The organism is Lentzea albida, assembly GCF_900111005.1.
Lineage (GTDB): Bacteria > Actinomycetota > Actinomycetes > Mycobacteriales > Pseudonocardiaceae > Lentzea > Lentzea albida.
Genome location: NZ_FOFV01000003.1, coordinates 389,238 through 408,454 on the forward strand (window position 1 = coordinate 389,238; position 19,217 = coordinate 408,454).

Annotated in this window: 18 protein-coding genes; 5 read left to right on the forward strand and 13 right to left on the reverse strand. The window is 71.0% G+C overall.

Annotation, left to right across the window (positions count from 1 at the left end):
• Nucleotides 1-173: 173 nt before the first annotated feature.
• The gene (mug, locus tag BMY74_RS10840; RefSeq protein WP_218159595.1) at nt 174-668 is read right to left on the reverse strand and encodes a G/U mismatch-specific DNA glycosylase; all 495 of its coding nucleotides are present in this window, start codon (nt 666-668) and stop codon (nt 174-176) included.
• 23 nt (nt 669-691) lie between these two features.
• Between mug and BMY74_RS10845 the strand changes: the two genes are divergently transcribed.
• Nucleotides 692-1,177 (forward strand): HAD domain-containing protein, encoded by a 486-nt coding sequence (locus tag BMY74_RS10845; RefSeq protein ID WP_089913642.1) that lies wholly within the window; start codon nt 692-694, stop codon nt 1,175-1,177.
• On the opposite strand, the gene BMY74_RS10850 is transcribed toward BMY74_RS10845, so the two are convergent.
• The 4 genes from BMY74_RS10850 to BMY74_RS10865 form a co-directional block, all read right to left on the reverse strand.
• A complete protein-coding gene (locus tag BMY74_RS10850) occupies nt 1,132-1,443 on the reverse strand; it encodes a sunset domain-containing protein (RefSeq protein WP_089913645.1) in 312 nt (103 codons plus the stop codon). The genes BMY74_RS10845 and BMY74_RS10850 overlap by 46 nt on opposite strands.
• A 10-nt stretch (nt 1,444-1,453) precedes the next feature.
• The gene (locus BMY74_RS10855; RefSeq protein ID WP_089913648.1) at nt 1,454-1,900 is read right to left on the reverse strand and encodes a hypothetical protein; all 447 of its coding nucleotides are present in this window, start codon (nt 1,898-1,900) and stop codon (nt 1,454-1,456) included.
• Between the two features lie 74 nt (nt 1,901-1,974).
• A complete protein-coding gene (locus BMY74_RS10860; protein ID WP_245786030.1) occupies nt 1,975-3,651 on the reverse strand; it encodes a bifunctional metallophosphatase/5'-nucleotidase in 1,677 nt (558 codons plus the stop codon).
• 62 nt (nt 3,652-3,713) lie between these two features.
• Entirely contained in the window at nt 3,714-4,220 is a 507-nt protein-coding gene (locus BMY74_RS10865) for a hypothetical protein (protein ID WP_089913652.1), read from the reverse strand.
• Between the two features lie 109 nt (nt 4,221-4,329).
• Between BMY74_RS10865 and BMY74_RS10870 the strand changes: the two genes are divergently transcribed.
• The 4 genes from BMY74_RS10870 to BMY74_RS10885 are packed head-to-tail and all read left to right on the forward strand — an operon-like array spanning nt 4,330 to nt 9,984.
• Nucleotides 4,330-5,055: a response regulator transcription factor gene (locus tag BMY74_RS10870; RefSeq protein ID WP_281244966.1), complete on the forward strand. Its 726-nt coding sequence runs from the start codon at nt 4,330-4,332 to the stop codon at nt 5,053-5,055.
• Nucleotides 5,033-6,427 (forward strand): sensor histidine kinase, encoded by a 1,395-nt coding sequence (locus tag BMY74_RS10875; RefSeq protein WP_089913658.1) that lies wholly within the window; start codon nt 5,033-5,035, stop codon nt 6,425-6,427. Before BMY74_RS10870 ends, BMY74_RS10875 begins: the two co-directional genes overlap by 23 nt.
• A gap of 18 nt (nt 6,428-6,445) precedes the next feature.
• The gene (locus BMY74_RS10880) at nt 6,446-8,167 is read left to right on the forward strand and encodes an ArnT family glycosyltransferase (protein ID WP_089913661.1); all 1,722 of its coding nucleotides are present in this window, start codon (nt 6,446-6,448) and stop codon (nt 8,165-8,167) included.
• A complete protein-coding gene (locus BMY74_RS10885; RefSeq protein ID WP_089913664.1) occupies nt 8,164-9,984 on the forward strand; it encodes a glycosyltransferase family 39 protein in 1,821 nt (606 codons plus the stop codon). Before BMY74_RS10880 ends, BMY74_RS10885 begins: the two co-directional genes overlap by 4 nt.
• Here the strand turns inward: BMY74_RS10885 and BMY74_RS10890 are convergent.
• The 8 genes from BMY74_RS10890 to BMY74_RS10925 all read right to left on the reverse strand — a co-directional run bounded on the left by BMY74_RS10890 (nt 9,963) and on the right by BMY74_RS10925 (nt 19,193).
• Nucleotides 9,963-10,736 carry an SGNH/GDSL hydrolase family protein gene (locus BMY74_RS10890; RefSeq protein WP_245786031.1) on the reverse strand — a complete coding sequence of 258 codons (774 nt, stop codon included), beginning with the start codon at nt 10,734-10,736 and terminating at the stop codon, nt 9,963-9,965. The two genes, BMY74_RS10885 and BMY74_RS10890, sit on opposite strands and share 22 nt — an antisense overlap.
• Nucleotides 10,737-10,789: 53 nt before the next feature.
• The gene (locus BMY74_RS10895; RefSeq protein WP_089913667.1) at nt 10,790-11,962 is read right to left on the reverse strand and encodes a hypothetical protein; all 1,173 of its coding nucleotides are present in this window, start codon (nt 11,960-11,962) and stop codon (nt 10,790-10,792) included.
• Between the two features lie 285 nt (nt 11,963-12,247).
• Nucleotides 12,248-14,047, reverse strand: coding sequence for an aspartate--tRNA ligase (aspS, locus tag BMY74_RS10900; protein WP_089913670.1), 1,800 nt, complete (start codon nt 14,045-14,047; stop codon nt 12,248-12,250).
• A 66-nt stretch (nt 14,048-14,113) separates the two neighbouring features.
• Complete coding sequence (locus BMY74_RS10905) at nt 14,114-14,491, reverse strand: hypothetical protein (protein ID WP_089913673.1); 378 nt, start codon at nt 14,489-14,491, stop codon at nt 14,114-14,116.
• Complete coding sequence (locus BMY74_RS10910; RefSeq protein ID WP_089913676.1) at nt 14,488-15,528, reverse strand: hypothetical protein; 1,041 nt, start codon at nt 15,526-15,528, stop codon at nt 14,488-14,490. Before BMY74_RS10910 ends, BMY74_RS10905 begins: the two co-directional genes overlap by 4 nt.
• Before the next feature lie 61 nt (nt 15,529-15,589).
• The gene (locus BMY74_RS10915) at nt 15,590-16,759 is read right to left on the reverse strand and encodes a S8 family peptidase (RefSeq protein ID WP_089913679.1); all 1,170 of its coding nucleotides are present in this window, start codon (nt 16,757-16,759) and stop codon (nt 15,590-15,592) included.
• A 119-nt stretch (nt 16,760-16,878) separates the two neighbouring features.
• Nucleotides 16,879-17,952, reverse strand: coding sequence for a S8 family peptidase (locus BMY74_RS10920; RefSeq protein ID WP_342716679.1), 1,074 nt, complete (start codon nt 17,950-17,952; stop codon nt 16,879-16,881).
• A gap of 80 nt (nt 17,953-18,032) precedes the next feature.
• A complete protein-coding gene (locus BMY74_RS10925) occupies nt 18,033-19,193 on the reverse strand; it encodes a S8 family peptidase (RefSeq protein WP_089913684.1) in 1,161 nt (386 codons plus the stop codon).
• Nucleotides 19,194-19,217 lie beyond the last annotated feature (24 nt).

The window sequence follows — 19,217 nt, forward strand, 5'->3', positions numbered from 1 at the left end:
AAGATTCACCAATTTCCGCACGGCATTGTCGGATTTTGACGCAGCCGGACCTGCAGAGGTTCCACTTCTGGGTGAATGCACTCGAACGGACGCAGATCTGGATGCAACCAGACCAGACCCCACTCCGTCCAGCCCACTTCCAGTGGGCATGAATGTGAAGTGTTGTTCTCGTTCTAGATGCTCGCTTTGAGCCGTCCGAACTCCTCGGCCAACGCCGGCAACTGCCAGTGCGCGTTCAGCCCGCTCGGATTCGGCAGGATCCACAACCGGGCCCCGCCCACGGTGTCCTGCTGCGCGCCGACCTGCGCCTTCTTGCGCCCGAAGGCAGCCCGGTAGACGGTCACACCGAGGATCGCGAGAACCTTCGGTGAATACCTCTCGACCTTTTCCGCGAGAACGGTCGCACCTTCCCGCATTTCGTCAATTGTTAATTCGTCGGCCCGCGCACTGGGCCGCGCGACGACGTTCGTGATGCCGAGCCCCAGTTCGAGCAGCTTCTCCTGCTCGGAGGGCGCGAACTGGTGCGGCGTGAACCCGGACAAATGCAGAGCGGGCCAGAACCGGTTTCCGGGCCGCGCGAAGTGGTGCCCGGTCGCCTCCGACACGAGCCCGGGGTTGATGCCGCAGAAGAGCACGTCGAGGCCGGGCTTGATCACGTCGCCAATCACGCGCCCAAGCCTACGGTGGTGCGGTGACCGGTCTCCCGATCCTCTTCCTCGACGTCGACGGCCCGCTGCTCCCGTTCGGCGACGGCGTGCCCGGCACCCCCGGCCTCGCCCGCCTCGACCCGGCACACGGACCGTGGTCGAAGGCCCTGCCGTGCGAGCTGATCTGGGCCACGACCTGGATGGACGAGGCCAACACGCACCTGGCACCCCTGCTCGGCCTGCCGAGCCTGCCGGTGGCCACCTGGCCGGACGAGGACGAGCACGAACGGGGCCTGCACTGGAAGACGCGCGGGCTCGTCGCGCTCGCCGGGCCGCGGCCGTTCGCCTGGGTCGACGACGAGATCGGCGAGGCGGACCGCGCCTGGGTGGCGGACCACCACGGTCAGGCCCTGCTGCACCGGGTCGACCCGCGCCACGGCCTCACCGACGCCGACTACCTCGCGCTCGACGCGTGGCTGACGGCTCAGGCCCCCGCCGGCACCCGCGGGCGCGGCGTCCACATCGTGTAGCCCGCCCGGCGCGCGTCCTCCGGCGAGTGGAAGAACGCGTCCCCCTTCATGCGCTTGTAGTACGGCGACTCGGGGGTGTGGAACATCATCGTGCGCGAGTTGGCCTTGATCGCGGGGGCAGGGCCTGCCGCCTCCTCCATGATGGACAGCGGCTGCGCCTCGGCGGCGGCGGTCTCGCGCGAGCGCATGGTGAGCCACGTCAGCAGGACGCCGGCGAGGAACGCGCCCGCGCACAGCAGGAACATCTGGAAGAAGAACCCGAACACCGCACAGCTCCTAGCTCGTGGTCGTGAAGTCCTCGTCGACGCGCAGGCCGGGCGCGGCCGAGCGCAGGGCGTCGCTCAGGGAGCCCGCGCGGGCGGGGTCCGCGACGCGCGCCGACGCGGTCAGGCGCCCTCCGTGGACGACACCGGTGAACTCGGTGACGTCGTGGGCCAGCACCGCGCCGAGCAGCGCCGCGGTCACGGCGGCGGACACGGGCAGGCGTTCACCGGCGTCGGCGGTGATCACGTCCGTGACCCGGAGGGCGGTCAGCGCGCGCACCGCGTCCACGACCTCCTGGCGCTCCTCGCCGGACAGCGCGGTGCCGGCCAGGACGATCTCCGACGACCGCACCGCCAGCACGAGGTGGCCCTCCGGAGCGGGGTGCGCCGCGAGACCCAGGGACGCGAGCAACGCCGGCACGACGAGCGCACCGACGGCAACGCGTTGCGTCAACTGCACGCGCTTGGACTATCTCATTCGGCTGATCGGCTGCCACCACCCGAGCGGAAACGCCCAGGACGGGCCGCCTCAATTCACTCGTTCGTGGACACGACCACGGGCTCGCCCTCCGCCACCAGACGCCAGTCCGTCCCGGTGAACGCCGCGGGGTCCAGCACGCCCGCCGCCTTCACCCAGTCGATCAGCAGCTGCCGGATCTCCTGCTGCTGGTTGTGCAGCACGGGCGCCGACGCGATGTGCGGGAAGTCGCCGCCACCGGCCTGCCGGTAGTTGTTCACGGCCACGGCGAACTCGGCCGAGTCGGAGACCGGCGCACCGTCGTAGGAGAGCCCCACGATCCGCGACCCCACCGGCCGCGCGATGTCCACGTCGTACGTCAGCGGCGCGGACAGCCCGTGGGCGATGTCGAAGTTGTAGTCGGGCACGTCCGCCGACACCTGCTCGGCGGAGAACGGCCCGGGACCGCTCACCTGCCGGAAGTACCGCGCCGACTCCTCCAGGAAGTCGCGCAGCTGCCCGCCGGTCATCCGCACGCCCACCAGCGTGTTGTCGAAGATGTACAGCCCCGCGACGTCGCGGAGGGACACCTCGCCCGCCGGGATCGCCGCCGCGCGGTTGAAGGGCGCGCACAACGACACCACCGGCAGCGACGTCGACTTCGCGATCTCCAGCGCCTGCACGTGGTTGATGAACCGCAACGCGGGCGTGTCCTCGAACCGCGAGCGGGACGCCGACATCGCCGCGGCACACGTCCCGATCCGCGCGTTGACGTACGAGACGACCCGCTCGTGGTCGTGCCGCAGCAACCGCACGATCCGCGGGTCCTCCCGCACCGTCGCCGACGACAGCACGGACGACCGCGACGCCTCCAGTTCCCACTGCCCGTCGTGGCGCAGGTCGAACTCCATCACGGACAACCGCTTGCCCCAGTACAGCGGCTCGGTCAGCAGCACCGGCCGCCCGGTCACCTTGTTCGTGACGATTCGCGAGGGGATCTCCACGTGCGCGTGCCCGACCAGGATCGCGTCGATCCCCGGCACGGTCTCCGCCAGCAGCTCGGAGCAGTTCTCCGGGAACGGCACCTGGTCGCCCAGCGACGACGACAGGTCCGCCCCGGAGTGCGCGACCACGACCACGAGGTCGGACCGGCGGCGGATCTCCGGCACCCAGTGCAGCGCCTGCTCCACGAGGCCCGGGAACGTCAGCACGCCGTCGACGTGCGCCCGGTCCCACACGGCGATGCCGGGGTTCGTCAGCCCGAGGATGCCGACGCGCAACGGCGGCCCGCCCGTGCGCCACACCGTCTTCACCACGTACGGCTCGAAGGCCGGCAGCCCGGTCCCCACGTCCAGCGCGTTCGCCGCCAGCAGCGGGAACTCGAGCTGCCGTTCGAACGTCCGCAGCACCGGCAGCCCGTAGTTGAACTCGTGGTTGCCCAGCGCGGCGGCGGTGTAGCCGATGGCGTTCATCGCGGCGGCCATCGGGTGCACGTGCGCGCCCCGCGTGATCGGCTCGACCTTCGCGTAGTAGTAGGCGAGCGGTGTGCCCTGGATGGTGTCACCGGCGTCGAGCAGCAACGTCCGATGGCGCCCCACGGCCGCACGCACGTCGTTCACCAGTGTCGAGATCTTCGCGATCCCGACGTCGTCGTGCGCGTAGTCGTCGAACTCGCGGTCGAGGTAGTAGTCCCAGTTGAACAGGTTGCCGTGCAGGTCTGTGGACCCCATCACCGTCAGGGTGAACGTGCGCACGCTCACCTCCGGTTGTGGTCGGGCCGATCACCCGACCATAACCGCTCACACTTGACCCCAAATCACCTCGTGGGAGGGGCCTGCCCGTTCCGCTGGCCGCGCTGACCAGGTTCGACGACGCTGGAGGCGACGGACTTGCCGTCTTCTGTGGTGGCGATCACCGTCACGGTGTCGCCTTTCTCGACACCTTCGGCCACGGTGTCGGCGTCGATCACGTACGTCTTGGTGTAGCCGTCGGTCGACTTCACCTCCACGGACGAGTCGCTGATCGCGGTGACCTCACCGGTCTGGAACTCGCCGTGCGTCGTGTCGCCGGTGCCGAGGCCGAAGCCACCGCGCATGCCACCGCCCATGCCGTCCGGTGGCATGCCCCCGCCCATGCCACCAGGTCCCATCGCCCCGGTCTGCTCGTTCGTGCCGCTCGCGGCGTAGATGGCGACGCCACCGGCTCCGGCGATCGCGACGGCGATGGCCACGGCCGCCATCGTCTTCTTCGCGGTCCACGCCGGGCGTGCCGCCGGTTCGGTCGGCTGGGGTGCGCCCCACTCCGGGGCCTGCTGTTCGGTCATGGGAGCCACCGTGGTGGCGGTGGCTGTGCCGGACCTGTGTACGCCGTAGGCGTGAGCTGTGGGCATCGCTCACAGCTGGTACACAGGATCCGCGTTCACGATGGGAGCCATGCGCGCGATGAAGACCGAACTCCGCAGGCCGGACGGGCAGCCGGTGCGAGTGCTCGTGGTCGACGACGAGTCCACTCTGGCCGAACTGATGTCGATGGCGCTGCGCATGGAGAAGTGGGACGTGCGCACGGCCCTCGACGGCGCGACGGCGGTGCGGACCGCGCGCGAGTTCCGCCCGGACGTGGTGGTGCTCGACGTGATGCTGCCCGACTTCGACGGGTTCGAGGTGCTGCGCAAGATGCGGGCCGAGGCGCCGATCCTGCCCGTGCTGTTCCTGACGGCGAAGGACGCGGTGGAGGACCGCATCGCCGGCCTCACCGCGGGCGGCGACGACTACGTGACGAAGCCGTTCTCGTTGGAGGAGGTCGTGTTGCGGCTGCGCGCACTGCTGCGGCGCACCGGCGTGACCGACTCGGACGCGGGCACCCGGCTCGTCGTCGGCGACCTGTCGCTGAACGAGGAGACGCGCGAGGTCGAGCGCGGCGGCACGTCGATCGACCTGACGGCCACGGAGTTCGAGCTGCTGCGCTACCTGATGCGCAACCCGAAGCGAGTGCTGAGCAAGGCCCAGATCCTGGACCGCGTGTGGAGCTACGACTTCGGCGGTCAGGCCAACATCGTCGAGCTCTACATCTCGTACCTGCGCAAGAAGATCGACGCCGGGCGCACTCCGATGATCCACACGATGCGAGGCGCCGGATATGTCCTCAAGCCTGCGTCCTAGAACGCTGCGCGCCCAGCTCGTCTCGGGCCAGATCGTCCTGCTCACCGCGCTGATCCTGGTGATCGGCGGGGTGTCGGTGCTCGCGCTGCACGCGTTCCTGATGAACAACCTCGACCGCGAGGTCACGACCCTGCGCCCCGGGCCGCCCGGCCAGCAGTACGGTCCCCCCGGTGTCAACGCGCGGATCTTCCCCGACGGCACCATCAACGGCACGATCGAGCTGCCCGGCTGGCAGGCGCCGCGGCTGCTCACCGACGACGAGATCGCCGTGCTGGCGGCGACCCCGTCGGGTCTGCGGACCGTCGACCTGGGCGAGGCGGGCGAGTTCCGCGTGTCCACCGACCGGATGGGGATCAAGGGCCTGCCGCTCTCGAACGTCACGGACATCGTGTGGCAGATGGTCTGGATCCTCGTGGGTCTGCTCGCCGCGGGCGTCGCGGCCGTGGCGCTGGCGGGACGAGTGATCGTCCGGCGCGCGCTCGTGCCGCTCGACCGAGTCGCCGAGACCGCCACGCGCGTCTCCGAGCTCCCGCTGCACGAGGGCGAGGTCGCGCTGGCCGAACGCGTGCCGGAGGAGGACACCGATCCGGCCACCGAGGTCGGCAAGGTCGGCCTGGCGCTCAACACGATGCTCGGCCACGTCGACGAGGCCCTGAAAGCCCGGCACGACAGCGAAACACGGGTCCGGCAGTTCGTCGCCGACGCCTCGCACGAGCTGCGAACCCCTCTGGCCGCCATCCGCGGCTACGCCGAGCTGACCCGCCGCACCGGCGCGGACCTGCCGCCCGAGGTCACCCACGCGATGGGCCGGGTGGAGTCCGAGGCGTTGCGGATGACGTCGCTGGTCGAGGACCTGCTGCTGCTCGCCCGCCTGGACGCGGGCAGGCCGCTGGAGACGGCCGACGTCGACCTGTCCCGGCTCGTGCTGGACGTGGTCGGCGACGCCAGGATCGCGGGCCCCGGCCACAGCTGGAGGCTCGCGCTGCCGGAGGACCCCGTCACGGTTCCCGGTGACGTGCAACGACTCCACCAGGTCATCGGCAACCTGCTGTCCAACGCCCGCGCGCACACCCCGCCGGGCACCACGGTCACCACCGGCCTGTCCGTCCACAACGGACGCGTCGACCTCACCGTCACCGACGACGGCCCCGGCGTCCCGCAGGGCCTGGAGGTGTTCGAACGGTTCGCGCGCGGCGACTCCTCGCGCTCGCGGGCCGCGGGCAGCACGGGCCTCGGCCTGTCGATCGTGGCCGCCGTGGTCGGCGCGCACGACGGCGAGGTGTCCGTCGCGAGCCGTCCCGGCCACACCACGTTCACCGTCACCCTGCACACAGCTCGTTCACAGCAGGGGCACACGACCGACCCAGGCTAGGCCGCGAGGCTCGTCCGCATGAGACGAGAACGCCTGGCGCTGGCGGTCCTGCTGATCGCGACCGGCGCGCTGTACCTGTGGCGGCTGGGGGACTCGGGCTGGGCCAACGCCTACTACTCCGCCGCGGCGCAGGCCGGGGCGACGAGCTGGAAGGCGTGGTTCTTCGGTTCGTCGGACGCCTCGAACGCGATCACCGTCGACAAGACACCGGCCTCGCTGTGGGTGATGGGCCTGTCCGCGCGGCTGTTCGGCGTCAACGCGTGGAGCATCCTGGTGCCGCAGGCGTTGATGGGTGTCGGCAGCGTCTGGCTCCTGTACGCCACCGTGCGCCGCTGGTTCTCCCCCGCCGCCGCGCTGATCTCGGGCGCCGTGCTGGCACTGACCCCGGTCGCGGTGCTGATGTTCCGCTTCAACAACCCCGACGCGCTGCTGGTGCTGCTGCTGATCGCGGGCGCGTACTGCGTGACGCGGGCGGTCGAGAACGCCAGCCCGTTCTGGCTCGCGCTGGCCGGGGTGGCGGTCGGTTTCGGCTTCCTCACCAAGATGCTGCAGGCGTTCCTGGTTCTGCCCGCGTTCGCGCTGGTGTACCTGATCTCCGCACCCACCTCCGTGCCGAAGAGGCTCCTGCACCTCGCCGGGGCGACGGCAGCGGTGGTCGTCGCGGGCGGCTGGTGGATCGTCGCGGTCGAACTCACGCCGGACCGGCCCTACATCGGCGGCTCGCAGACGAACAGCGTGCTGGAACTGACGCTGGGCTACAACGGCCTGGGGCGCCTCACCGGGGACGAGGTCGGCAGCGTCGGCGGTGGGCGCGGCTGGGGAACCGCGGGCTGGAGCCGCCTGCTGGGCGCGGAGATGGGCAGTCAGATCGCGTGGCTGCTGCCGGCCGCGGTGGTGCTGCTCGTCGCCGGGCTGTGGCTCACGAAGGGCCGCGCCCGCACGGCGCTGGCGCTGTGGGGCGGCTGGCTCGTCGTCACCGCCGGGGTGTTCAGCTTCATGAACGGCATCATCCACTCCTACTACACCGTGGCCCTGGCCCCCGCGATCGCCGCCGTCGTCGGCATCGCCGCCACCGAGCTCTGGGAACGCCGCGCCGAACCCGTCGCGGCGGCGGTGCTCTCGGGCTCGGTCGCGCTGAGTGCCCTCCAGTGCTACGTGCTGGTCAACGGGTTCTCCACGCCGGTCGCGCTGCTCGTGCTGGTGGCGGGACTGATCGCGGCGGCGGGCCTGGTGCTGTCGCTGCGCTGGGCCATCCCGGTCGCGCTGATCGCCGCGCTGCTCGGCCCCACCACCTACTCCTTCGCCACCGTCACCACCCCGCACACCGGCGCGCTGCCCGTCGCGGGCCCGTCGAGCGGGCGGATGGGCGGCATGGGCGGCGGCCTGCTCGACGCCACCACCCCGGACGCCGAGGTCGTGACCCTGCTGCGGGCCAACGCGGGCGACTACCGGTGGGCCGCCGCCACCATCGGCTCCAACAACGCCGCCGGGCTGCAGCTCGCGAGCGGGCAGCCGGTGATGGCGCTGGGCGGCTTCAACGGCACCGACCCCGCGCCGACGCTGGAGGAGTTCCAGGAGATGGTCCGAAGTGGACAGATCCACTACTACGTCGCCTCCGGCCGGATGATGCAGGGCGACACCGGCAGCGACGCCGCCCACGAGATCGGCGACTGGGTCGCCGCGCACTTCACCGCGACCACCGTCGCCGGTGCCACCCTCTACGAACTGGACGCGTCATGACCGCCACCCTCGCGCCCGCGGCCGCCGCGGCACCGGCGCCACCGGCACCGCGGAACACGAAAACGGTGCACCGCCTGGCTTTCCTCGGCCTGCTCGCCGCCACGGCCGTGCTGTACCTGTGGAACCTCACCGCGTCCGGCTACGGCAACGAGTTCTACGCGGCGGCCACGCAGGCGGCCTCGCAGAGCTGGAAGGCGCTGCTGTTCGGTTCGCTCGACCCCGGCAACACCATCACCGTCGACAAGCCGCCCGTGTTCCTGTGGGTGAGCGGGGTGTTCGCGAAGCTCTTCGGCTTCTCGAGCTGGGCCGTGCTCGCCCCGCAGGCCCTGGAGGGCGTCGCGGCGGTGGGACTGCTGTACGCGACGGTGAAGCGCACGTCCGGCCCGACGGCGGCCCTCTTCGCCGGCGCGGCCTTCGCGCTGACTCCCGTGGCCACGCTGATGTTCCGGTTCAACCTGCCGGACGCGCTGCTGGTGCTGCTGATGGTCGCGGCCGCGTACTGCACGGTGCGGGCGCTCGAGAAGGCGAGCCCGCTGTGGCTGGCGCTCGCGGGGTCGGCGATCGGTTTCGCCTTCCTCACCAAGATGCTGCAGGCGTTCCTGGTGCTGCCCGCGCTCGCGCTGGCCTACCTGGTCGCCGCTCCCACCTCGGTCCCGAAGAGGCTCCTGCACCTGCTCGGCGCCGGACTCGCGGTGGTCGTCTCGGCGGGCTGGTTCATCGCGCTGGTCGAGCTGTGGCCCGCGGACAGCCGCCCCTACATCGGCGGCTCGACGAACAACTCGTTGTGGGAACTGGCCATCGGCTACAACGGGCTCGGCCGCATCTTCGGCAATTCCGGCGGTGGCCCCGGCGGTGGCGGCATGGGCGGCAACGGCAACATCGGCTTCGGCGGTGAGACGGGCATCGGCCGGTTGTTCGGCGCCAGCATGGGCCCGGAGATCTCCTGGCTGCTGCCCGCCGCGCTGATCGGGCTGGGCGCCGGGCTGTGGTTCCTGCGCCGCGCACCGCGCACCGACCGCACCCGTGCGGCACTGGTCGTCTGGGGCGGCTGGACCCTCGTGAGCGGCGCGGTGTTCAGCTTCATGAGCGGCATCACGCACCCGTACTACACGGTGGCGCTGGCCCCCGCGATCGCCGCTCTCACCGGCATCGCCGGACGCGAGCTGTGGCGCGGCCGCGGGCACTTCCCGGCGCGGATGGCGCTGACGGCGATGGTCGCGGCGACCGGAGTGTGGGGCTTCATCCTGCTCGACCGCACCCCGGACTGGACGCCCTGGCTGCGCTGGGTGCTGCTGGCCGTCACGGCGATCGCCGTGCTGGCGCTGGTGTTCGGCGTGAACCGGAACTGGCTCGTCGGTGTGCTGGTCGCGGCAGCGTTGCTCGGCACCTCCGGCTACGCGCTCGCGACCGCGGCCACCCCGCACAGCGGCTCGATCCCGTTGTCGGGCCCGCGTTCCCAGCAGGGCGCGGGCATGGGCATGCGCGAGGACACGTCGTCCACGGAGGTCGTGCAGCTGCTCAAGGCCACCGACACGCAGTGGGCGGCGGCCACCACCGGCGCCCAGAGCGCGGCGGGGCTCCAACTCGCGTCCGGCCGGCCGGTGATCGCGATCGGCGGCTGGAACGGCAGCGACCCCGCCCCGACGCTGGACGAGTTCAAGGCCCTCGTCGCCGAGGGCGAGGTGCGCTACTACGTCGAAGGCGGCCGCGGTGGTGGCCCCGGCGGTGGCGGCAGCGACATCGGCGAGTGGGTGGCGGCGAACTTCACCGCTACGACGGTCGGCGGCCAGACCCTCTACGACCTGACCGGGAGCTGATCCTCGGGACCGAGGCCGGCCGGGAACACCTCGGCCGGCCCCTGGTCCGCCCACAGCAACGGCAGCAGGTCGGCGCCCCGCCGCCACAGCCACGGAATCCCCTTGAGCACCAACCACGCCGCGTGGTGCCACACCGTCAGCTCGCGCCCGCCCGAGCACTCCAGGCTGACGTCACCGAACGGGAGCCCGGCCGCGCGCAGCTCGGCCGCGAAGGCCCGCGCGAGCATCCGGTGGCCGCGTTCGGACGGGTGCAGCCGGTCGACCGCCCACGTCTCCAGCTCGTACGCGCCGGGCATCGTGTGCAGGTCGACGCACCGCACACCGTGCCGCGCCACCACCACGTCGACGACGCGGTTGTACTCGTCGATGCGGTCCTTCAGCACCCGCCGCAGCCGGCCGGGCAGCTTGAACACGCGGCCCTGGTCGTGGAACCGCACGGTGACGACCGCGACGCCCGCCGCGGTGAGCTCGCGGCACACGTGGTCGAGGTCCTCGTGCATCCGCCGCGCGGAGAAGTCGGACCGGAGCGTGTCGTTCACCCCGGCGATCACGACGGCCGCGCTGGGCCCGTCCCGCAAGGCCCGCGGCAGCTGGGTGCGCCGGACGTCGGCCAGCCGCGCGCCGGAGACGGCGTGGTTGCGATAACCGTTGTCCGCGTAGGCGGAGGAGAGGATCGGGCCGAAGCCGCGCCAGCCGCCGGGCACGAGGTCGCCGATCCCGACCGCTGTCGAGTCACCGAGTAACACCAGCACGCGCTTCAGGATCAGCTCACCCGGTGATCCCGGAATGTCCGTGCGGGAACGGTTCAGCGAAATGCTGGGTAAAGCGGGAGTTCGAGCACCTCGGGGCCGTAGCGGTCGGCCAGCGCGCCGATCACCGCGTCGGCGTGCGACGCGACCGTCTTCTCGCCGAGGATCAGCGCGTCGGACCGCAGCCTGATCCACCGGCCGGTCAGCACGACGCTGCGCGGTGGCGCGTTGACGACGGTGGGCATCGGCTTCGACAGCGCCCGCCACGTCGCGAGCCACACCCACAGCAGCTGGGCCTCCAGCAGCCGCGGTAAGAGCACCGCGTCGTCGTCCATCTCGGGCCACACCGAGCCGACCTCGGCGCGCCAGGCGGCGACCATGGCCTCCGACATCCCCGGCGGCAGCCCCCACCCGCACCAGCAGGACGGGAACGGCACGCGCAGCGCGGCGGCGTCGAAGACGATGTCGCGGACGCAGCCGCCCTCGAAGTCGACGAACCGCACCCCGCGCGAGGTGACCAGGTGGTTGTCCGGACAAGAGGTCGACGGGCTGAACGCACGCCGCCGCGAGGTGCTGAACGCCCGCGCGGCACCGGCCGCGAACTCCACGGCCTGCGGGGTGATCTCCACGCCCAGGGTCGTCGCGAGCAACGCCGGTAAGCCGGCGATGGCCGCGTGCACGTCGACCGCGATCGGGTCCTGGCAGCACTGGGCGCCCGCCCGCCGCATCAACGCGTCGAAGTCGGCGTCCCGGCCCGCCGTCGTGGCGTGCAGCCGGCCCATGGCGTGGGCCCACGACAGCAGCCCCCGCTCCGCCGCGCGCGCGTCCGTGGCGTGCAGCTTCTCGGACAGCCTCGGCGCACGTCCCAGGTCTTCGAGCACGACCAGGCGCGTCGCCGCGTCGTGCGCGAACAGCTCGGGGGTGGCGCGCTCCTCGGCGGGCAGCGCCGTCAGCAGCTGGTGGCTGACGGCCTCGTGCGCCCACGGGTCCCGATCACCGGAACCGGCCGGGTAGCGCTTCACGACCAGCGTGCGCGGCATGGAGAACGGCGAGGAAGCGACTCTCACGCGAATGACGACGGAACGCCCGGTACCCCCGAGGGCTTCGGGGTCGGCGAGGCGCACCTGGGCGCCCAGTCTTCTCGTCAGTACCTGCTCAGCCGCCCCGACAGCGTCCGCGATCTCAGGTGAAGTCGTGTCGGGAGGGCCCGCGGTGATCTCCACGCTCATCCCCTCCGACCCTACTCCCCAAGTCCGTGAGCCGGACCGACGCTAATCCGGCCAGGCTGCGACCACCACCACTCGTTGGTAACGGCTCGCACAGCTTCCGGGCACCCCTCCGAGGTGTGGACGTGTGGAAACACCTTCCGTTGCCCCCTACGTGCCGATCAAGCCGATCGATCGGCACGCGCACCTCAATACCGATCAAGTAGCTGCTCGATCGGGCGAACTGTTCTCATGTTCTGGGACGCACGGAGGCAGCCGAGGGGTTGCCTCCGTGCGCGAGAAAGATCGTCAGGCCTTCTCGGGAGCCTTTTCCTGGCTCTTCTCCTGCGGCTTGGCGTCCACACCGGCCTCCTTGCGCTGCAGCGCCGTGATGGGCGCCGGGGCGGCCGTCAGCGGGTCGTAGCCGCCGCCCGACTTCGGGAACGCGATGACCTCGCGGATCGAGTCGGCACCCGCGAGCAGCATGCACAGGCGGTCCCAGCCCAGCGCGATGCCGCCGTGGGGCGGGGCGCCGTACTTGAACGCGTCGAGCAGGAAGCCGAACTTCTCCTGCGCCTCCTCGGCACCGATGCCCATGACGTTGAACGCGCGCTGCTGCACGTCGGCGCGGTGGATACGGATCGAGCCACCGCCGAGCTCGTTGCCGTTGAGGATCACGTCGTAGGCGTAGGCCAGCGCGTTGCCCGGGTCGGACTCGAAGTTGTCGATCCACTCCGGGGTCGGCGAGGTGAACGCGTGGTGCAGCGCCGTCCAGTTGCTGCCGCCGACCGCCACGTCACCGGCCTCGAGCTTGTCGACCGACTCGAACATCGGGAAGTCGACGACCCAGGCGAACGCCCACGCGTTCTCGTCGACCAGGCCGACGCGGTGCGCGATCTCGACGCGGGCGGCGCCGAGCAGGGCGCGCGCGTCGCGCGGGTCGCCGGCACCGAAGAAGATGCAGTCGCCGGGGTTGGCGCCGACGGCCTTCGCGAGACCGTCGCGCTCGGCGTCGGTCAGGTTCTTCGCGACCGGGCCGCCGAGCGTGCCGTCCTCACCGACCAGCACGTACGCGAGGCCCTTGTGGCCGCGCTGCTTCGCGAACTCCTGCCACGCGTCGAGCGTGCGGCGCGGCTGCGAGGCACCGCCCGGCATGACGACGGCACCGACGTACGGCGCCTGGAACACGCGGAACGTCGTGTCCTTGAAGTACTCGGTCAGTTCGGTGAGCTCGAGCTCGAAGCGCAGGTCCGGCTTGTCCGAGCCGTACTTGGCCATCGCGTCGGCGTAGGAGATCCGGCGGAACGGCAGCGGCAGCTCGACGCCCTTGGTCTCCTTCCAGATCGCGGCCAGCAGCTTCTCGGTCAGCGCGATGACGTCGTCCTGCTCGACGAAGCTCATCTCGACGTCGAGCTGGGTGAACTCCGGCTGGCGGTCGGCGCGGAAGTCCTCGTCGCGGTAGCAGCGCGCGATCTGGTAGTACCGCTCCAGGCCGCCGACCATGAGCAGCTGCTTGAACAGCTGCGGCGACTGCGGCAGCGCGTACCAGGAACCGGGACGCAGGCGGGCGGGCACCAGGAAGTCGCGCGCGCCCTCGGGCGTCGAGCGGGTCAGCGTCGGCGTCTCGATCTCGACGAACTTCTCCGAGTGCAGCACCTCGCGGGCGATGCGGCTGACCTCGGAGCGCAGCCGGATGGCCTTGGCCGGGGCGGAGCGGCGCAGGTCGAGGTAGCGGTGCTTGAGCCGCGCCTCCTCGCCCGGCTCGACGTCGCTCTCGACCTGGAACGGCAGCGGCGCGGCCTCGTTGAGGACCTCGAGGTCGCTCACGTAGACCTCGATGGCGCCGGTCGGCAGCTCGGGGTTCTCGCTGCCCTCGGGGCGCTTGCTCACCTCACCGGTGACCTTGACGACGTACTCGCTGCGCAGCCGGTGCGCGCGCTCCGCCATCTCGCCCTCGCGGAAGACGACCTGGGCGACACCGGAGGCGTCCCGCAGGTCGATGAAGATGACACCGCCGTGATCCCGCCGGCGGGCGACCCACCCGGTGAGGGTGACGGACTGCCCGGCGTGCTCGGCCCGGAGTGATCCGGCCTCGTGCGTGCGCAACACGGTGGTGGCTCCTTGTAGACGAAGTCAGCTTTGCCGTCAAGGCTAGCCGGAGCCACCGACAGATTTTCAGGCAGGGCTTTCCGGTCGCGGAGATGATCTCCCCAGCAGCGGCCTCGCCCGGTCCCACGCCGCGTGCCACCCGGCGTCGACCTGCTCGGCGTCCCCCCACTCCGCGATCCGGTGGAGCAGGTCGAGCAGCCGCGCCCGCGGTGCCGGCGCCAGCGACGGCAGCACCTCGACCAGGAACGGCAGCACCGCCGTGGCGGCCCCGCACACGAACCCGCCCTCCTCGTGGATGGTCCGGTCCAGGTCGGTGATGGCGCGCGAGACCACCTCGGGGTCGCCGGACAGCAACGCCCGCACGTGACCGGGCGTGTCCAGCGCGGGCCCGTAGGCGTGGTCGACCGAGTGCCACGCGACGTCGTCCAGCCCCTCCAGGCTCATCCGAGCTCCTCCAGGTCCTCCAGCACCGACGTGGCGAGCGTCGAGACCTTCTGCCCCAACGACGTCACGCCGTGGTCGTGCACCCTCGCGGCGACGAGGTCCCGGTGCTCCCGGGCCCGCGCGACCCCCACCAGCCACACCGCGAACGCCCGCAGCCGCACGTCCGGGTCCGCGATCCACACCGGCACGAAGGGCACGACCAGGCCGGCGTCGGTGGTGTCGCGTTCGAAGAGCCGCCGGAGGTAGTCGAGCGCCTCGGTGCGCCACGGCAGCACGTCCACCAGCGACAGCACCAGGTCGATGCCCTCGAAGTCCTTGGGCCCCACCAGCCAGAGCACGTGCTCCAGCACCTCGTCGTAGCCCATCTCGAACTGCCCGGTCCCGAGGAACAGCCCCAGGTCCCCGGTCAGCCCGCGCAGGATCACGCCCGCGTCCGGCCGGGTCGCCGCGGACACGAGCAGGCGCGTCAGCGGTTCGTCCTCGGGCACGTCCAGCTCCCGCAGCCACGAGACCGCGGCCTCGTCGCCCCGCCCCGCGAACTCCGTCGCGACGATCACCAGGCACAACCGCGTGGCCGGATCGGTCTCGGCCTCCCAGCGCCGCGCCAGGGCGGGCAGCACCGGAGCGCTGTCCCCGCGCGCCTTCCCGAGCATGAACAACGCGCCCCGCCGCACCGCCGCCGCGTCGTGGTCGAGCAGCGCCAGCACCGCCGGTTTCGAGGCCTCCCACGCGGGCGGCCAGCTCGGGTGCACGCCGTCGGACCCGCTGCCCCCGGCGACCGCGATCGCACCGCACAGGTTCTCCAGCAGCCACTCGCGGCTGGGGGTGTTGTCGTGCGCGACCAGGTCCAGCAGGAACGGCCACGCCGCCGCGGTCGCCTCACTCACCTCGGACTCGTCCCCGGTCAGGTGCCGCACCAGCTCCTCGTGCGGCTCGACGGACGTCCGCGCCTGCCTCAACAGCCTGGGAAGGTCGTCGGCGAACCCGTCGTGGCTCCGCAACCGGTACCAGTCGATCTTCTTCAGGCCGTCCACCATGGACCCAACAATAGGAAAAGGGCCGCGACCGGGGTCGCGGCCCTTCACCTCAACGTTCAGCTCACGCGGTGGGCGCGAGGTACAGCAGGCGGTTCGGCGAACCGGAGCCCGGGTTCGTCACCTTCGACGGCGTCGACTGCGCGATCAGGTACGAGGCGACCTGAGCGGGCGTGGCCGAGGCGTTCGTCGAGAGGTAGCGAGCGGCGGCACCCGCGACGTGCGGGGTGGCCATCGACGTGCCCGAGATGGTGTTGGTGGCCGAGTCGGAGGTGCTCCAGGCCGACGTGATGGACGAGCCCGGCGCGAAGATGTCGAGCACCGAACCGTAGTTCGAGTACGACGCGCGGGCGTCGGTGCGCTCGGTGGCGCCCACGGTGATCGCCTCGGTCACGCGGGCCGGCGAGAAGCCGGACGCGTTGGCGTTGGAGTTGCCGGCCGCCACGGCGAACGTGACGCCCTTGGCGATGGCGTTGCGCACGGCCGTGTCGAGCGTGGCGTTGGCGCCACCGCCCAGCGACAGGTTGGCGACGGCCGGCTTGACGGCGTTGGCACCCACCCAGTCGATGCCCGCGGCGACACCGGCGAGGGTGCCGGAGCCGTTGTTGTCGAGCACGCGGACGGCGACGATCTTCGCGGCCTTCGCGACGCCGTACTGCGAGCCGGCGATGGTGCCGGCGACGTGCGTGCCGTGGCCGTTGCCGTCCTGCGCGACGTTGTCGTTGTCCACGAAGTCACGGCCGTTCGAGGCGCGGCCCCCGAACGTGGAGTGGCTGATGCGGACACCGGTGTCGATGACGTACGCCGTCACGCCGGCACCGGTCGAGGTGTAGCTGTAGGAGCTGTTGAGCGGCAGGTTGCGCTGGTCGATGCGGTCGAGACCCCACGACGGCGGGTTCGTCTGCGTGGCCTGCGTGTGGACGACCTGGTCGGCCTCGACGAAGTCGACCGACGGGTCGGCGGCGAGACGCTTGGCCTGCTTCTCCGTCAGCTTCACGTTGAAGCCGCCGAAGGTCTTGTACTCGCGCTCGACGGTGCCGCCGAAACGGGAGGCGAGGGCGTGCGAGTCGCCCTTGCCCTCCTTCAGCTTCACGATGAAGCTGCCCGTGATCTTCTCCGGCGCGTTGAGGGAGAGGACCTCGCCCTCCGCGGCGGAGGCGTTGGGAACCATCAGAACCGACAGGGCGAGGCTGGCCACGCCGGCACCGGCCAGGAACCGGATCTTTCGCGTCATGATGTCGCTTTCCGTTCTTTGCAGGGGAACGAAGCGCTTTCGACGTTATGGAGAGAACCGGTTCCTGCCAAGGGCGTCCAAGGAATAAGACGCCCTTGCATTGCCGGACAATTGACCATTCACAGAGATGGCGGCCAGTAGAGGATACGAGTGACGGGTGGCGTGCCGGGGGTGCCCGTGGTAACCAGCGCGCTCTCCACCTGGGCGGGTGTCGCGGTGCGGTTGCGTTCCAGGAACCGTGCCGCCACACCGGCCGCGTGCGGTGCGGCCATCGACGAACCGCTCAGCGTGTTCGTCGCCGTGTCGGAAGTGTTCCAGGCGGAGGGAATGCTCACCCCTGCTGCCCAGATGTCCACCAGCGGCCCGTAGTTCGACGAGGACGACTTGGTGTCGGTCTGCGTCAGCGCGCCCACGCAGATGGCCTGGGAAACCCTTTGCGGCGAGGAGTTCCCGGGATCGGTGTTGCTGCCACCCGCCGCGACGGTGTAGGACACGCCCGAGTCGATCGACCTCTTCACCGCGGTGTCGAGGGCCGCGGAAGCGCCACCGCCCAGCGACATGTTGGCCACGGCGGGCTTCACGGCGTTGCGCGTCACCCAGTCCACTCCGGCGATGACACCGGAGATCGTGCCGGAGCCCGACCCGTTCAGCACCCGCACGCCCCACACCGTGGCCTGCTTGGCCACGCCGTACTTCGTGCCCGCCGCGATTCCGGCGACGTGCGTGCCGTGCCCGTTGTCGTCCTGGGCGATCGCGTCGTTGTCGACGGTGTCCCAGCCGTTGCGCGCCCGGCCGCCGAAGTCCGCGTGCGTCACGCGGAGCCCGGTGTCGATGACGTAGATGTTCACGCCACGGCCCGTGGTCGTGTACTCGTAGCGCTGGTCCAGCGGCAACGCGCGCTGGTCGACGCGGTCCAGCCCCCAGGGAGGGTTGAGCTGGACGCTGTTGGCGTGCACGATCCCGTCACGCTCCACGGAGGACACGTTCGGGTCGGCCTTCAGCGCGCGGACCTGCGAGGACGTCAGGCGCGCGCTGAAACCGTTGAAGACACTGGAATACGTGTGCTCGACCGCGCCGCTGAACGACGACACCGCGCCGTCACGGAGCACGACGATGTAGGACGAGGTGGCCGCGGACGCCGGGGCGACCACGACCGCAGCACCGAGGGCGGCGACTGCCAGCAGGGCTCTCACGGGCAGGGTTTCCTTTCCTGTGCAGGGAAAACGGCCCCGGCTCGCGAACAGAGCCGGGGCCGCACATCTCAGGGCGGGGATCAGCTGGTCGGCGGCCAGTGCAGGAGCCGCGTGGTCGTGCTCGGGCCGGGGTTGGTCACCTTGCCGTTGGTGGCGTTGGAGGTGATCGCGGTCGCCACCTGGGCGGGCGTCACGTTCCGGTTGCCCTGCAGGTAGCGGGCCACCACGCCTGCGACGTGCGGCGACGCCATCGAGGTGCCGGAAATGGTGTTCGTGGCCGTGTCACTGGTGTGCCACGCGGAGGTGATGCCGCCACCGGGCGCGAACACGTCGACACCGGCGCCGTAGTTGGAGAACGACGACCGCGCGTCGGTGCGCTCGGTCGAGCCGACGGTCAGCGCCGCGGCCACGCGGGCCGGCGAGAAGCCCGACGCGTTGGCGTTGGAGTTGCCCGCCGCGACGGCGAACGTCACGCCGCGCGTGATCGCGCCGGACACCGCGTTGTCGAGCGAGGTGTTGGCGCCGCCGCCGAGCGACATGTTGGCGACGGCGGGCTTGACGTGGTTGTTCGCCACCCAGTTCACGCCCGCGACGACACCGGCGATGGTGCCCGAGCCGGAGTTGTTCAGCACGCGGACACCGATGATGGTGGCCTGCTTGGCGACACCGTGCAGCGTGCCCGCGACGGTGCCGGCGACGTGCGTGCCGTGTCCGTTGCCGTCCTGCGCGACGGCGTCGTTGTCCACGAAGTCGTAACCGTTGCGGGCACGGCCGCCGAAGTCGCGGTGCGTGATGCGGACACCGGTGTCGATGACGTAGGCGTTCACGCCGGAACCGGTGGAGTTGTAGGTGTAGCGCTGGTCGAGCGGCAGGTTGCGCTGGTCGATCCGGTCGAGCCCCCACGACGGCGGGTTGACCTGGGTGGCCTGGATGCTGACGACCTGGTCGCGTTCCACGTACTCGACCGAGGGGTCAGCGGCGAGTCTGCGCGCCTGCGCGTCGCTCATCTTCACCGAGAAGCCCTGGAACACCGCGTCGTAGACGTGGCCGACCTGGCCGCCGAACCGGGAACCGAGCGTCTGCGCGCTCGCGGTGACGGCGTTGTCCTTCAGCTTGACGATGAAGGAGCCGGGAATGTTCTGGCCGGGCGAGACGCGGATCTCACCGGCCGCGGCGGTGGCGGGCGAGGCGAACGCGGCGATCATGATCACCGAGCCCACGAGGGTCGCTGTCTTGCGCATTGTGCAGTCCTGTTCGTCGCAGGG